The following is a 14,285-nucleotide window of genomic DNA, read 5'->3' on the forward strand; positions in this document are numbered from 1 at the left end:
TGGCAGACCGCCAGCCGTTACATGATGGTGGAAGCTTTCGCCCAAATCGACCACGAGGAGATCGACCCCATTCTCAGCATCAAAGCCGTCTGATCATGACCTCAGGCCATCCGACAAATTACACCACCTTGACGGACGTGACCCTGATCACACGCTCACTTTACTCAAAAGAACCTTGCGCGAAGGGGGTATCCACATATGTTGCATGGATCAGGATTGAGGCGAATTTGCCCTATGTCCAGTCATTTCAGAAGGCGCGTTTATACTCCGCAGGGCCGAGTGATGTCCTGCGGTTGAGTACCCTCGAGACGATTTGCGCTTTGGCTATTTGATTGTCGAAGTCCCGCGCTTGCGGGCGATCGCAAATAATTTGTTCCCATCTGCCGATCTGAGCTTCAACCTGTGACCGCTGGTTGTATCCCGTCTCAATTTGCCAATTCATTCTGCCATGTTTGGCGATGACATCGATGTGTCGATTGCGTTGTGCATTCTCGCCATGAACAGCGTTCTTCGGAGGTGGGATAACGATCTCTATTTCAGGCCCAAACCTGTCCACCAGACAGTCTACCGCCCCCTGGCCGTCATAGGCTCCATCCGCCAGAAACAGGCTCACATCGGCATCAACATCGGTGAGCAAATCTGGCTGCGCCGTTTCATCGCCCACATGCTCAGTGGTCAGTTCCAAAGCGGCGATATTGCCAGTTTCCGGATCGAGCCCGATATGCAGCTTGCGCCATGTTTTGCAGGCTTTCCTGATGCCGTGCTTTTCTTCATGCCAGCCGTGGTCGCCACGCACTTTCAGGTCCGTGCTGTCCACAATGAGGGTAATTGGTTTACCGATTTTGGGCGATCATCAGCCCTTTGCCACGTCGCGATAGCGTCGAGTAATCCGGCATTGCGAGGTTCAACCCCATCAGCTTGGCAATCGACCGCATGAAGCCCTGAGTTTGCCTGAGCGGAATTCGAAACACGACCCGCAGAGTGAGGCAGATCTCGATTGCCAGATCGGAGTAACGCGCCTGACCACCGCGTGTCTTGCGACGTGGCGGCGCCCAGTTCTGCACCACATCATCGGAAACCCAGAGCGTCACATCGCCCCGCTGCTGGAGACTTTCGTTGTATTCCGAGCAGTTCATGACCCGATACTTTGCCTTGGGAAACCTATTGCGACGGGCATGATTGAATTTGTGAGGCATCAACCGTCGCTCGCGTCAGAGAAAACCTGAAACTAGCGCGACAGCTCGATCCGTGCATCACGCCCGCAGCAGACCAACCACCAGTTGGATCAGACCGCAGGAACGTGCAACAGGCTTGCCAATATTTGCGACACACCGTGACGCCACGTTATATGCCGCTCCGAGCTGAAATGGTTGTAAATTAAGACCATTGATGAACGCACTACAAGATGGGTGAAACCGGATCTGAAACTGTGCGTTGTTCAGATCAGCCTAGCTAGAACACCGACAGATATTGAGAGCAGGCCGCGAATGAACCGGATAAACTCAACCCCTTTGCAAAAGCGCGACTGCAGTTGGGCGCCGGCGCTAAACATAGTCGGTGATACATGGAGTATGCTAATCGTAAGTGCAGCATTTGCAGGTGTGTCCAAATTTTCAGATTTCCAAAGAGATATAGGCATGTCAAAGAACATCCTGGCTAATCGTCTGGACACGTTGTGCAAGTATGAAATCATGGAGCGAGTGCCGAAACGAAAAGGTAGTCGCCGCAAGGTATATGTCCTGACTTCGAGGGGACAAGCCCTCTTTCCCATTGTCGTCGCTATAGGTCAGTGGGGCGACAAGTGGTTATTCGGAGGCAAGGGTGAACCAACCAGGATTTTAGACAAGGAAACAGGATCGCCGGTTCAGACAGTCGCAGTGTTTTCTCACTCAGGGCGGTACCTCAGCCCGTACGATGTGACTATGGAAGCAGGCCCCGGAGCGTCCGAACGCTCTACAAGCCACCTCGCCCGCCTCTCCAAAGCGTCCAATGTATAACCGGGCTCTGAAGGTTTAGTCGCCCCTTAACGTGTTAACACAGTGTCCGTCCACCGTTCACTGCGATCTTCTGGCCGGTGATGTTGTCAGCCGCGGATGAGGCAAGGAACACCGCGACATCAGCGATGGCTGCCTCGTCAACAAAACGCCCCAGAGGCGTGGCTTCCAGATAGCCCTCCTTTGCGGATTGCGGGAAGTGGTCATGGCGTGGCCCGGGGATCCAGCCAGGAGCGATCAGGTTGACTGTAATGCCCTCGGCTCCAAGTTCATTGGCCCATGACCGGGTCAAACCAAGCTGAGCGCCTTTGGCGGCTACGTAGTGACCAAGGGTCGGATTGCCGAGCTCAAAGGCTTCGGAGCCAATGTTGATCACGCGCCCCGATCCACGGGCATGCCAATCCGGCAAAAGCAGCTTCAACAGCTCGAAAGGGGCCTTGACGAAGAACTCCAACTGGTCGAGGTGATCTTGCCAGGTCTGCTCCATGATTGGCATGTCTGGCTGTGGGCCGGTGGCGTTGTTGACCACGAGGTCGATCGGACCAAGGGTCTTGGTGATCTCTGCGATGCCGGCTTTCAGTGCGGCATGGTCGATCACGCTAAACTGTGCGGCACAGGCGGTTCCACCGGCAGCCTGAATATCGGCAACGACCCCCTCGGCGCTTTCCGTGTCAGAGGCATAGTTCACGGCCACTGCCCAGCCATCGGCGGCGAGACCCCTGGCAATGGCGGCACCGATAGAGCGCGAGGCGCCGGTGACGAGGCAGGTTTTCATAATGTCTCCTCCGATAGTTCGATCCGATACATGCGGGCGGCGTTGCCGACGAACAGGGCGTGTTGCTCTTCTGCTGAAAAATCCACAACGATGTGTTCGAATGCGCGCCAGATCGTAGCCATATCGCTGAACATCTTGTCTGTCGGAAAATTCGAGGCAAAGGCGACGCGGTTCACCCCGAAAACCTCAATCGCTTCCAACACATAGGGTCGGATCAGATCGGTGGTCCAGTCCTCAATCGTGTTACCCAGACCCGAGATTTTAAGATCGACATTTGGCAAGTCAGCCAGAGCTTTCATTCCTTGTCGCCAGGCATAACGCCCGTCTTCGGTATGATCCCATGGCATGCCCGTATGTTCCAGATGGACATTCACGTCAGAGGATCGGGCAATCAGTTCGGCCATAGGCTGCATCTGATGGGCGAAACACATCAGATCAAAATCGAGCCCGTAGTTACCGAGTGAGGCATAGTTCTTTTGCCAGAGGGGGTTTGATATGTGATCCGCCGAGGCCCAGCAATATGCCGGCCGCCCCGGCAGAAAGTTCAGCATCTGACGGATGCCGCGCACGCGCGGACAGCGGGTATGACCTTCGAGTACGGGCGCGATATCCGGTTTGGTCAGGTCTGCAAAGCCGACAATGGCAAGCGAACCCGTATCCCCGGCCTCTGCCAGCCCCTCAAGCCAAAGGCTTTCTCCGACCGGATCACCATGATCCCACTCGGCCTCGATATGGACGGCGCCCACGATGTCATAGCCCGAGGCATCATTGCGATAGTCTTCGGGCAAGTATCGCGCCGCCGCGCCGCTGGCGTTGCCACCTTCATCGATGGCATCGGAAAGCGCCTCGTACCGGTTAGTGATCGGATCGCGCCAGTGCACATGCGCGTCAAGGATCTGTCGCGTCATATCAGGCTCCCTCGGGTTTTATCAGGATCTTACCTGCGGCCTGTCCGGACATCATATATTCCAGCGCTTTCCCCGTCTCAGAAAGATCAAACCGAGCCGCGATCAGTTGTTCAAAATCCTGTCTGCCCGAGGCAATCAATGCCAACGCCTGTTTGAATTCCGCATTGAACTGGAACGAGCCGCGGACGTTGATTTCCTTCAACATTATCTTGTGCAAATGGACTGCGGTGTCGGTCAACTGAATGTTGGAGAGGATCGACAGGCACCCCTGGCGGCGTACCAGATCAAGTGCCTGATTGAACGCATGGGGCGACCCGCTGGCTTCTATCACCGCATCGTACTGACCGATTCGCGGCGCCAAGTCGGGGTCATCGGCGACAAAGCCTCGACGTGCGCCAATTTTACAACCCAATGCAACCGCTTCGTCCCGCATATCCGTCACATCGACGTCAGCACCCAGCGCACGCGCCGCGACAACCGCCAGCAAACCCATCGGGCCGCACCCCGTGACCATCACCTGATCCCCATGTCCGGCCCCGCTGATATTCGCCGCATGCATGGCGCAGGCCAGTGGTTCGGCAAAAGTCAGGTGATCGGGCGAAAGACCCTCGGGCACGGCATGACAGCGAAAGGCCGGGAAATCGAAGGCCGCCTGAAAGAACCCGTCAATATGCGGTATCGTGGTGGCCGATCCGGGGAACCGTTTGTTGGTACACAGGTTTTCTTGCCCGCCCTTGCAGGGATCGCAGGCACCGCAGTTGATGATGGGATTCAGGGCAACCAACTGGCCCACGGTGAAATCTGATCCATTTGGATCGGCGACATGGGCGCAGGCTTCGTGGCCTAGCGTTACGGGGCGCTGCAATTCGAAACCGGCATTTGCGAAGTGTCGGTAGTAGTGCAGATCCGTGCCACATAAGCTTGCCGTGGCAAGAGAAAGCCGGACGTGGCCTTCCGGCACTGTATCAGGCAACCGACGTTCGGTTGTTGCGATGTGCTGAGCTTCGGTCAAGATTGTAGCAAGATGCATGAAGGCCCCCTAGAACCCGATGGAATAGCCATCGTCGACGGGCAAAGCGACGCCATTGATGTACTCGGCGGCGTCTGAGATCAGGAAATGCACAGCTTGGGCCACGTTGCGGGGCGTGCCAAATGTGTGCGACGGAATGCGGCCTTCGATCTTGTCGCGCCGGGCCGGGTCCTTGGCCAGTACGGCGCGCGTCATGTCCGTTTCGATGAAGCCCGGACAGACCGCGTTGCATCGGAATCCGTGCGGTGCCGCATCTACAGCAACCGATCGGGTCAGTCCAATCACGGCCGTTTTGGCCGTGACATATGCCGCCGCCGATTGCAGCGCCATCAAACCGCCCATGGACGAGATGTTCGCGATGGCTCCACCAGCGTCGCGTTGAAGGGTCACGTAAGCACCGCATATCGCGAACATGGCTTTAACGTTGATGTCCAGAACCGTCTCAAGCTCATCCGGGGCCACATCCCAGATCGGCTTCTTAAGATGGACACCGGCGTTGTTCACCAACCCGTCGATCCGCCCAAACCGGGATGCAATATCGCCGAGCCAAGAGGTTTGCGACCAATCGGCCAAATCGTGGGCGAGGTAATCCAGATGGCCCGAATTCAGAGACTCCAGTTCTCCGCGCGACCGAGCAACCACCACCACTCGGAAACCATGTTCCAGAAACAGCGCCGTCTGGGCGAGGCCTAAGCCCTTGTTCCCACCTGTGATTACAACCGTTTTCATGATGCAGCCCTGTGCTTTCGATAAATCTTCTGGATCTGGGCAAGAAAACCCTCTTCGGCCTGATCCTTGAGGAAAAATGCCGGAAATATCTCGCAAATATCGTCGACCATGCCCAGAAACCACGGGTCGCGCGGGCGTGTCCAGGCGGTACGGATCGTCTCGAAGCCGCCTTTCAAGAACCCCGCATAGCGTGGATCGTCCGATTTTGCCTGCCACGTTTGCAGATGCGCAGGCTGGCCGTTGTGATCGAGGTAGACCCCCGATTGTACGGGTTCTGATGTAACCCAATGCGCAAAGGCCTGCGCCGCTTCGCGGTTGTCTCGCAAAGCAGACACACCCAATCCGGCGCCGCCAAGGATGGCTTGTCGCAATTGGTGATCTTTGAAAACGGGCTGATCTACGTATTCCAGCTTGTTTGGCCGGAAGCCGGGTTTGGCATAGTTGATGTAACCAAAGAGACAGGGAGAGAGTGCAAAGTCGTCCGTGGTCGAAAGCGCCTCCAGCACGTGGATCGGGTTCATGCTGGCCGCCTCGGACGGGCCGAGCCGATACAAGCGTTTGATCAGATGCAGCGCGCGCAACCCGGCATCGTGCGAGCAGAACTCGGTTTCGGTAATCGGCAAAACCTGCTCGCCTTGTCCGGCGACCAAAGTGAGCATCATGTCGAACGCATCAACTGGCAGCAAAGGGGTCAACGGCCTGAGCGTGTGGGCGTCATCGTCCAGAAACCTCTCCCAATTTGCAGGCATCGACCCTCCCAGATCGGGCCGCAGAACAGCCATCTGGCAGGCGGCGTCGATCGGGTAAGCCCAGGTCTGGCCGCCCCAGATATAGCTTTCGACCGATCCGCCCAGTGAGATCTCTGCTGGGGCCTCCATCGCCGGCAACGGCATCAGGCACTTGGTTTTGGCGATCACGCCGACATGGGGATGATCCAGCACGATCAAATCGTAGTCCGCCGCAAGTTCTGCGATTGGGGCATCTGCGAAGGCCTGCAAACTGCGTTTGTCCCAATCTATAGTGATACCGGTTTCGCCTGCATAGGCTTCGCTGGCGGCAATCAGACATTCATACGCGCGGGGATGATCCCAGGTCATGCCGGTCAGCTGCGTCGTCGTTTCAGCGCTTGTCATCGTCCGGTCCACCCGTGCCAAACCGCGCACCGGCGCGAAATCCGGAGCAGGCGAATTTTTATTGATATCTCATATATAAAATGTTTTTTTATATGTGACAACAAGGGATGACGAATCGCGTGCCGCATAGTGATGCCGAATATGACTTGCCCCTGACTGGAGTGCGTGTCCTTGACTTCTCGCAATTCCTTGCGGGCCCGATGTGCAGCCTGCGTCTGGCTGATCTGGGGGCCGAGGTTATCAAAATAGAGCGCCCGAAAGGCGGCGACCTGTGCCGTGGACTTGCGGTTGGGGACCAATGGCTCGGGGATGACAGCCTGCTGTTTCATACCATCAATCGCAACAAGGCGAGCGTCACTGCGGACCTCAAGAAACCGGGTGATCTGGACGCCATCAAAACCCTGATCGGAACCGCTGACGTGATGATCCACAACTTCCGACCCGGCGTGATGGAGCGGATCGGGTTGGGCTATGATGCGGTGTCCGCAATGAACCCCGGCCTGATTTACGGCGTGGTATCAGGCTATGGCACCGAGGGCCCATGGCGTGACAAACCCGGTCAGGACTTGCTGGCGCAATCGCTCTCTGGTCTCGTCTGGCTGACCGGCAGCGCCGATGACCCGCCAATCCCGACGGGTGTGTCGATCACCGATATCACTGCCGGGATGCATCTGGCTCAGGGAGTGCTTGCCGCCCTGTTTGCACAGTCTCGCAACAACAAAGGGCGGCTGGTTGAAGTCAGCCTTCTGGCATCAGCCATGGACCTGCAGTTTGAACAGTTCACTGGCTATCTCAACTCGCCACGGGAATTGCCTCAACGGGCGGCAGTGAATGGTGCGAACGTACAATCCTCTGCCCCTTATGGGCTTTATCAAACATCCGACGGGTATCTCGCCATCGCGATGACGCCTATTGCAAAGCTTGCCGAGCTGCTGCCGCTGCCAACGCTCGCGCCATTTTCAGATCCTGCCATCGCGTTTTCGAAACGCGATCAAATCAAACAGATCATAGCGGATCATCTGCAATCCCAGCCTACCGATCATTGGCTGGGTCTGTTGGAGCCGGCAGACATCTGGTGCGCCCGGGTTCTGGACTGGCCGACACTCGAAGCGTCCGGCGCGCTTGATGCACTGGATGTCGTTCAGGACATCGACGGTGCATTCCGCACCACAACGTGCCCCATTCGGCTGGACGGGCGCACATTGTCTTCGAACAGGCCCGCGCCCCCACTGGGAAACGACACAGCCCATTATCGACAACAGACGCAAAGCTATGCGGAGGTCAAACAATGATCGTCGAAGAGTTTTTCGAGGACTACAAAATCGGGTTCGAGCGGATCACCTTTGGCCGCACGATCACCGAAGCAGACTTCATCATCCATGCGGGTCAGACCGGGGATCACTTTCCGCATCACATGGATGCCGAATGGTGCGCAACGCAGGATTTCGGTCAACGCATGGCCCACGGCACATTGGTGTTTTCGGTTGGCATCGGCTTGACCGCATCCACCATCAACCCACGCGCCATGTCCTATGGGTATGACAAGATGCGCTTTCTCAAGCCCGTCTTCATCGGCGACACGATCAAGACCCGTGCCTCCATCGCGGAAAAGACTGATCACCCGAAACGCAATACGCATGGTTTCGTTCGCGAAGCCGTCGAAGTGACCAATCAAAACGGCGATGCAGTTTTGGTCTGTGACCATCTCTACTTTGTCGAGCGGAAGACGCCTTTGGATTAAGGGACCCAAAGAGCACCATCACCAATTCACGAATTTCTTGGGAGGAAAGACCATGACAGAATCAACAAAGCTCTGGGCCAGCGCGGCCGCAGTGGGCCTGCTACTGGGCGCACCCGTGATGGCAGAAGATATCTATGGCATGTCCAGCGACGGGCTCAGCTTCCCGTTCTCATCAGCGATTGCCAAGGGTTTCACTGATGCCGCTGCCGAAGTGGGTGCCAAGACGGTTGTGCTGGATGCGCAAGGCGACATCCTCAAGCAGACCAATGATATTGATGACCTTATGGCGCAGGGCGTGGCGGGCATCGCGATCAAGCCGCTCGATTCCGTTGTCGCCGCAGGCTGGGCTGACAAGGTAGCTGATGCAGGTCTGCCAGTTGTTGCGTCGGCGTCGCAATTTGGGGACCCAGCCTCACGTCCGATCGACGATGTGTATGAAAGCCTTGCCGCACTGGTAACACAGCAAGAGGTCGCCGCTGGCCGTGAAGTGGGCCTGTTGTCTGCACGCCTTCTGGCCGACCAGAACCTTGACGTGGCCAAGGTCGCCATCATCGAAGGGGCCGCAGGTTATGCCGAGGTCAGCCAACGCACTGAAGGGTTCGAAGCGGGCATGAAAGAAGCAGGTCAAGGTTATGAGATCGTGGCCGCCCAGCCCGGTGACTGGTCTGCTGAAAAGGGTGAGGCTGTCTGCCAGAACATCCTGGCGTCCAACCCGGATGTCGACCTGCTGTTCAACCAGGCCGACGACATGGTGATCGGCTGTGCCCGTGCCGTGGATGCGGCGGGTTCAGATGCTGTACTGGTGGGCTTCGGCGGTTCGAAACTGGCGATTGCGGCGATGAAGCAGGGCACCGTGGACGGCACGGTCTGCTACAAGCCCGAGGAAATTGGACGGATTTCGTTCAAGGTGTTGTATGACGTGGTGAATGGAAACGCCGAGCACAAAGAAGACTTCATCACCTATCCAACGCCCGGTGTCAGCATCGACAACGTCGACGAATGCGTCGGCCAGTGGTGATCTGACGGTTTCGTTTCCAACATGAACGACGCGCGCCCTCTGCTGCAACTCCGACAGATCAAAAAGACGTTCCCGAACGGGGCAGTCGGATTGCAGGGTGTCGATTTCGATGCCCATGCGGGGCGCGTCCACGGACTTCTCGGTGCCAACGGTGCCGGGAAATCCACCTTGATCAAGATCCTCAGTGCAACCTATCCCGCCACCGGCGGGCAGGTTGTCTGGAAAGGGTCAGAAGTGCATTTCGCCACTCCCCACGAGGCAAATTTCGCAGGCATTGCAACCATCCATCAGAACATCCCGCTGGTGCCCACACTCTCGGTTATCGAGAACATCTTCCTTTGGAAATCCGGTGGGTGGCGGCGGGATGTGAGGGATCGGGCGCAGTTCAAAGAACTGTGTGACGAGTTGGGATACAACATTGGCGCTGACGAGCTGGTCGGCGATCTGTCCATCGGCAACCGCCAGATGGTCTGCATCCTGCAGGCGCTGAGCCTTGGGGCTGATCTGATCGTGATGGACGAACCCACCGCCTCGCTCGCCAAGGAAGAGCGCGAGATCGTCTATCAAACCGTGCGCCGTCTCGCGGCTCAGGGCAAAGGCATCATCTTCGTGTCGCATTTTCTTGATGAGATCATGGCACTGACTGATGAAGTGACCGTTCTGCGCGACGGTCGCACCGTGATGCGCGCCGTAACCGCAGAGGTGGCCGAAAACGAGGTGGCCGAAGCCATTGCGGGCAAAACCGTCGGCACACTCGACCATCTGCGTGCCCTGCGCGGCACCATTCGCGAGGATATTGTGCTTGAGTGCAAAGGTCTTCATTCGCCCAGTGGTCTGGCACCCACCGATCTGACGCTGCGCGCTGGTGAAGTTGTGGGCATCGCGGGCCTGCTGGGATCGGGCCGAAGCGAGTTGGTGCATGCGATCTTCGGATCGGATGCGCATGCATCAGGAGATATCCGGTTTTTGGGAAAACCCGCCGGGCGATCGCCCGGCGCATCGGTGAATGCAGGTATGGCTCTTATCCCCGAAGACCGCGACCAGCAGGCGATCATTCCGACCTTTGAGCTATGGCGCAATGTCTCGCTGCCCTACCTCGACCTATCCGCCAAACATGGCTTTCTGATCGACAGGACGACCGAGATGGAGTGGGCCGAAAAGGCGATCAAGACATTGAACATCAAGACCGAAAACGCCGAGACCTTTGTGACGGATCTTTCGGGCGGGAATGCCCAGAAGGTCACCGTGGCACGCTGGCTGTTTGGCGAGGCGCGACTGGTGATCTTGGATGAGCCCACCGCCGGTATCGACGTGGGCGCCAAGGCCGACATTCTGGCGCTGGTTCGGCAACTGGCCGAAGACGGTGTGGCCGTCATCATCATTTCATCTGAATTCGAAGAAATCCTCGCCGTCGCGGATCGCATTCTGGTCATGCGCGACGGTGCCGTAGTCGCCGAAAGACCTGCAGCCGAATGTCAGGATCACGATCTGATCCTGCTGGCCAGTGGCCAGACCGCCCCGGAACCTCAACGCCCCCAGCTAGACGGGACCAACAATGCTACAATCTGATTGGAAACGCTATTTCAGCCTGCGCGAGGCTGGCGTTTACTATGCTCTGGTCCTGCTGATGATCATCTTGGGTATCGCAACTTACATGGCGGGGCGGCCCAGCTATTTCAGCGCTATAAACCTGACCAACATCCTGTATCAATCCTCGATGATTGCGATGATGGGCGTTGCAATGACGGTGATCCTGATCACCGGAAACTTTGACCTCTCGGTCGCCTCTGTCGCGGCGTTGGGCGCGGTGATCACCGTGGGTCTGGCGGGGCCTTATGGTTTCTGGGTGGCCGCCCTTATCGCACTTTTGGCCTGCGGCGCTGTCGGTGTGCTCAATGGTTCAATCGTGCAATTTCTGGGCATCAACGCCTTTATTGTGACGTTGGGTACCCTGACCGCAATCCGCGGCCTTGTGCTGATCCTGACCAATGGCCGGTCGCTTCTGGTGTCGACCCCCGAAGCGCGGGCACAAATGGCTGCGTTTGAAGGGGGAAAGGTACCCATTCAATGGGCGCTCTACGCCATTGGGATCGCCATGATCTTATGGTTTGTCATACGTTTTGTCCGCACCCGCGGGACGGGACAAGAGATATCGGTGGGTATCCCATGGGGTATTGCCGTCGGCATTTTCATCTGCGTGATCGCCACCTTGGGCGGGCCAACGCTCGCCGTGGCAAAACCAGTGATCTACACGGGCATCTACACAGCTGTAATCTGGGCGATCATGACCTTCACCACCACCGGGCGACGCATCTATGCCACTGGGGGCAATCCGGTCGCGGCGCGTCTGTCCGGTGTCAATGTAAACGCCTACAAGATGGCGGGTTTCATCCTGTCGAGTGCAACAGCAGGCTTTGCCGGTATCCTTTTTGGCGCGCGTCTGGGCGCCGTGAACCCGACCGCCCTGCAAGGCGCGGAACTGACGGTCATCGCCGCCGCGATCCTTGGGGGCACCTCTCTGTTCGGGGGTGCGGGCAGCGTCGTGAAAACGCTTGTGGGCGCGCTTTTGCTTTTCACGCTGACCAACGGGTTCAACATTCTCAATCTGGGTGCCAACTATCAGGGCGTGATCGAAGGAACCGTAGTCGTCGCTGCCGCAGCGATATATACCGTGGGCGGACGAAACAAAGGCAAAAAGCCGGCCTAAGGTCGGCGTTGCCAGATGATCCGCGTGGATGAGCTTATGAACGACAAATCGGACCGCACCGTCAAAGAACCGCCACAACGCTATTCTGTGCCAGCGCTGGACAAGGCGTTGGATGTGCTTGAGCTGCTTTCCGACCGGGCGGAATCCATGTCCCAAACCGACATCGGACGCGCCCTGGGTCGCAGTTCCAGCGAGATATTCCGCACGCTCAGTGCGCTAGAAACACGCGGCTACATACGCCGCACCCAGGCCGGGCAGTTCCGTCTGACTTTGAAGCTGTTCGAACTCAGCCGCACCCATTCCCCTTACGAGGAATTGCTGCGTGTTGCCCAGCCCATCATGCGGGCCCTGTCCGAAGAGGTCGGCGAGACCTGTCACCTGACTGCCCTGCGCGAGGGGGAAATCGTCGTTCTGGCGCAGGTCGAAAGCCCCAAGCCCGTGCGCCTGTCTGTCGAAATCGGATCGCGTCACTCTCCTCTGACGACCACATCCGGACGCATCCTGTTGGCCTCGATGGACGATGACGAACGGGATCGTTTTCTGGAAATGGAAACCGAATTCCCCGACCTGCCCGAAGACATCCAGAACACGCTTCTGACGCGTGTTCGTACCGTGCAGGAACGCGGCTACGAAATTGCCGACGGGGAACGCTTTGTGGGTGGTCTGGATATCGGAGCATTGGTGGGCCATCCCGGTTCGACCATCAAAGCCTCACTTGTTGTTGCGACGTTGCGCAGCGCACAAGGCCCCGATCCTGACCGAATTCGCGAAGCCGTTATTGCCACCGCGCACAAGATCAGCATGACAGCCGGACTGGACTGATCGACGCGGAGCCATGGGAGGAACGATGCACTTTATTCAGGACTGGCCACGGCCCTCCAAGACGACCGAGATTGTGATCATCGGTGCAGGCGGCATCGTCAAGGACAGTCATCTGCCCGCGTATCGCAATGGCAACTATCCCGTGCGCGGCATCTGGAACCGAAACCCGGATCGCGCCCGCGCACTGGGCGAGGATTTCGAGATCGGGCAGGTTTTCGACACGCTGGAACAGGCGACAAGCTACACCGATGTGATCTACGACATCGCGACTTCACCGCAGGTGCATGTCGACATGCTGGAACGTCTGCCCGATGGGGTTCCCGTCCTGATCCAGAAGCCTATGGGCCTGTCACTTGAGGTGGCGAACGCGATCCGCGCAGTCTGCGAACGCAAAGGGCTGAAGGCGGCGGTCAATTTCCAACTACGCTTTGCTCCAATGATGCTGGCCATCCGCAACGCATTGGAAGAGGGGTTTTTCGGTCAGATGATCGACATAGAAGTCCACTTGAACCTGCTGACCCCGTGGCATCTGTTTCCGAACCTGCGGAATGATCCCCGCATCGAAATCGTCGCCCATTCGATACACTATATCGATCTGATCCAAAGCCTTGTGGGCGTCCCGCAGGCCACCTTTGCCCGCGGGTTTCGCTATCCCGGCGGTGGTCTTGCAGACACGCGCACCTCGGCGATCTTGAACTACGGCAAAGACCTGCGCGCGACCTTGTCGATTAATCACCATCACGACTTCGGTCGCCCACAACAGGCCAGCACGATCCGCTTTGAAGGCACCGAAGGCGCGGCAGTCGTCAAGCTGGGTGTCTTGATGGATTACCCTCATGGAGAGCCGGACGAATTGTGGATCGGACGGCGGGGCGAAACGCTGGAACAAATCCCGCTCGGCGGTCATTGGTTCCCTGACGCCTTTGAACATGTCATGTCCAACATGCAGCGTTTCGTGAATGGCGAAGACGACCGCCTTGAAACCTCGGTCGCCAGTGCCTGGGATACAATGGCGATCGTCGAGAGCTGCTACGCCTCTGCAGCGCTGCCGATGGAGCCGGTCCCGCAATATCAGCCAATGGGGAAATCGGTATGACACGATATGGCTTTGTCATTGGTATCGCGCCAGAAAACATCGCGGAATACAATCGCCTTCACGCGGATGTCTGGCCCGAAGTTCTGGATCAGATCAGGGCTTGCCATATACGCAACTACTCCATCTTCCTGCGCGAACCGGAAAACCTTCTGTTTGGGTATTATGAATATCATGGCTCTGATCACGATGCGGATATGGCCCGCATGGCAGCAGATCCCAAAACTCAGGAATGGTGGGACATCTGCATGCCCATGCAAGCCCCGTTTGAGACCCGTCGCGAGGGCGAATGGTGGGCGCCGATGGAGCATGTCTTTTTGATGGAGTCCTGACGG

General features: G+C 57.5%; 16 protein-coding genes. 9 read left to right on the plus strand and 7 right to left on the minus strand.

Going from position 1 to position 14,285, the window contains the following annotated elements; translation table 11 throughout:
- Window positions 1-247 precede the first annotated feature (247 nt).
- Together AB1E34_RS24135 and AB1E34_RS24140 are read right to left on the minus strand one after the other, a co-directional pair.
- Window positions 248-817, minus strand: coding sequence for a transposase (locus AB1E34_RS24135; protein ID WP_372574855.1), 570 nt, complete (start codon window positions 815-817; stop codon window positions 248-250).
- A gap of 16 nt (window positions 818-833) precedes the next feature.
- Window positions 834-1,136: a transposase gene (locus AB1E34_RS24140; RefSeq protein ID WP_372574856.1), complete on the minus strand. Its 303-nt coding sequence runs from the start codon at window positions 1,134-1,136 to the stop codon at window positions 834-836.
- Between the two features lie 351 nt (window positions 1,137-1,487).
- Here AB1E34_RS24140 and AB1E34_RS24145 point away from each other — a divergent pair, with 351 nt between their 5' ends.
- A complete protein-coding gene (locus AB1E34_RS24145) occupies window positions 1,488-1,997 on the plus strand; it encodes a winged helix-turn-helix transcriptional regulator (RefSeq protein ID WP_372574857.1) in 510 nt (169 codons plus the stop codon).
- A 34-nt stretch (window positions 1,998-2,031) separates the two neighbouring features.
- Here the strand turns inward: AB1E34_RS24145 and AB1E34_RS24150 are convergent, their stop codons facing one another.
- From AB1E34_RS24150 to AB1E34_RS24170, 5 genes are read right to left on the minus strand one after another with little or no spacing between them, the layout of a single operon-like run.
- The gene (locus AB1E34_RS24150) at window positions 2,032-2,769 is read right to left on the minus strand and encodes an SDR family oxidoreductase (RefSeq protein WP_372574858.1); all 738 of its coding nucleotides are present in this window, start codon (window positions 2,767-2,769) and stop codon (window positions 2,032-2,034) included.
- On the minus strand, window positions 2,766-3,677 hold the full coding sequence (locus tag AB1E34_RS24155; protein WP_372574859.1) for an amidohydrolase family protein: 912 nt from the start codon (window positions 3,675-3,677) through the stop codon (window positions 2,766-2,768). The genes AB1E34_RS24150 and AB1E34_RS24155 overlap by 4 nt, the downstream gene beginning before the upstream one ends.
- 1 nt (window position 3,678) lies before the next feature.
- Window positions 3,679-4,707, minus strand: coding sequence for a zinc-dependent alcohol dehydrogenase (locus AB1E34_RS24160; RefSeq protein WP_372574860.1), 1,029 nt, complete (start codon window positions 4,705-4,707; stop codon window positions 3,679-3,681).
- Window positions 4,708-4,716: 9 nt separating this feature from the next.
- Window positions 4,717-5,436, minus strand: coding sequence for an SDR family NAD(P)-dependent oxidoreductase (locus AB1E34_RS24165; protein WP_372574861.1), 720 nt, complete (start codon window positions 5,434-5,436; stop codon window positions 4,717-4,719).
- Complete coding sequence (locus AB1E34_RS24170; protein WP_372574862.1) at window positions 5,433-6,569, minus strand: extracellular solute-binding protein; 1,137 nt, start codon at window positions 6,567-6,569, stop codon at window positions 5,433-5,435. The genes AB1E34_RS24165 and AB1E34_RS24170 overlap by 4 nt, the downstream gene beginning before the upstream one ends.
- Before the next feature lie 107 nt (window positions 6,570-6,676).
- Here AB1E34_RS24170 and AB1E34_RS24175 point away from each other — a divergent pair, with 107 nt between their 5' ends.
- Genes AB1E34_RS24175 through AB1E34_RS24210 form a run of 8 tightly spaced genes read left to right on the plus strand, consistent with a single transcriptional unit; the run spans window position 6,677 to window position 14,282 of the window.
- On the plus strand, window positions 6,677-7,861 hold the full coding sequence (locus tag AB1E34_RS24175; protein WP_372574863.1) for a CaiB/BaiF CoA transferase family protein: 1,185 nt from the start codon (window positions 6,677-6,679) through the stop codon (window positions 7,859-7,861).
- On the plus strand, window positions 7,858-8,310 hold the full coding sequence (locus tag AB1E34_RS24180) for a MaoC family dehydratase (protein WP_372574864.1): 453 nt from the start codon (window positions 7,858-7,860) through the stop codon (window positions 8,308-8,310). The genes AB1E34_RS24175 and AB1E34_RS24180 overlap by 4 nt, the downstream gene beginning before the upstream one ends.
- 52 nt (window positions 8,311-8,362) lie before the next feature.
- Window positions 8,363-9,328, plus strand: a complete 966-nt coding sequence (locus AB1E34_RS24185; protein WP_372574865.1) for a sugar ABC transporter substrate-binding protein — start codon at window positions 8,363-8,365, stop codon at window positions 9,326-9,328.
- Between the two features lie 21 nt (window positions 9,329-9,349).
- A complete protein-coding gene (locus tag AB1E34_RS24190; RefSeq protein WP_372574866.1) occupies window positions 9,350-10,897 on the plus strand; it encodes a sugar ABC transporter ATP-binding protein in 1,548 nt (515 codons plus the stop codon).
- Window positions 10,884-12,035 (plus strand): ABC transporter permease, encoded by a 1,152-nt coding sequence (locus tag AB1E34_RS24195; RefSeq protein ID WP_372574867.1) that lies wholly within the window; start codon window positions 10,884-10,886, stop codon window positions 12,033-12,035. Before AB1E34_RS24190 ends, AB1E34_RS24195 begins: the two co-directional genes overlap by 14 nt.
- A 15-nt stretch (window positions 12,036-12,050) precedes the next feature.
- Entirely contained in the window at window positions 12,051-12,857 is an 807-nt protein-coding gene (locus tag AB1E34_RS24200; RefSeq protein ID WP_372574868.1) for an IclR family transcriptional regulator, read from the plus strand.
- A 25-nt stretch (window positions 12,858-12,882) separates the two neighbouring features.
- Window positions 12,883-13,953 carry a Gfo/Idh/MocA family protein gene (locus AB1E34_RS24205; RefSeq protein ID WP_372574869.1) on the plus strand — a complete coding sequence of 357 codons (1,071 nt, stop codon included), beginning with the start codon at window positions 12,883-12,885 and terminating at the stop codon, window positions 13,951-13,953.
- The gene (locus AB1E34_RS24210) at window positions 13,950-14,282 is read left to right on the plus strand and encodes an L-rhamnose mutarotase (protein WP_372574870.1); all 333 of its coding nucleotides are present in this window, start codon (window positions 13,950-13,952) and stop codon (window positions 14,280-14,282) included. Before AB1E34_RS24205 ends, AB1E34_RS24210 begins: the two co-directional genes overlap by 4 nt.
- The last annotated feature ends 3 nt before the right edge of the window (window positions 14,283-14,285 follow it).

It is taken from the genome of Ruegeria jejuensis (assembly GCF_041537905.1).
GTDB lineage: Bacteria > Pseudomonadota > Alphaproteobacteria > Rhodobacterales > Rhodobacteraceae > Ruegeria_C.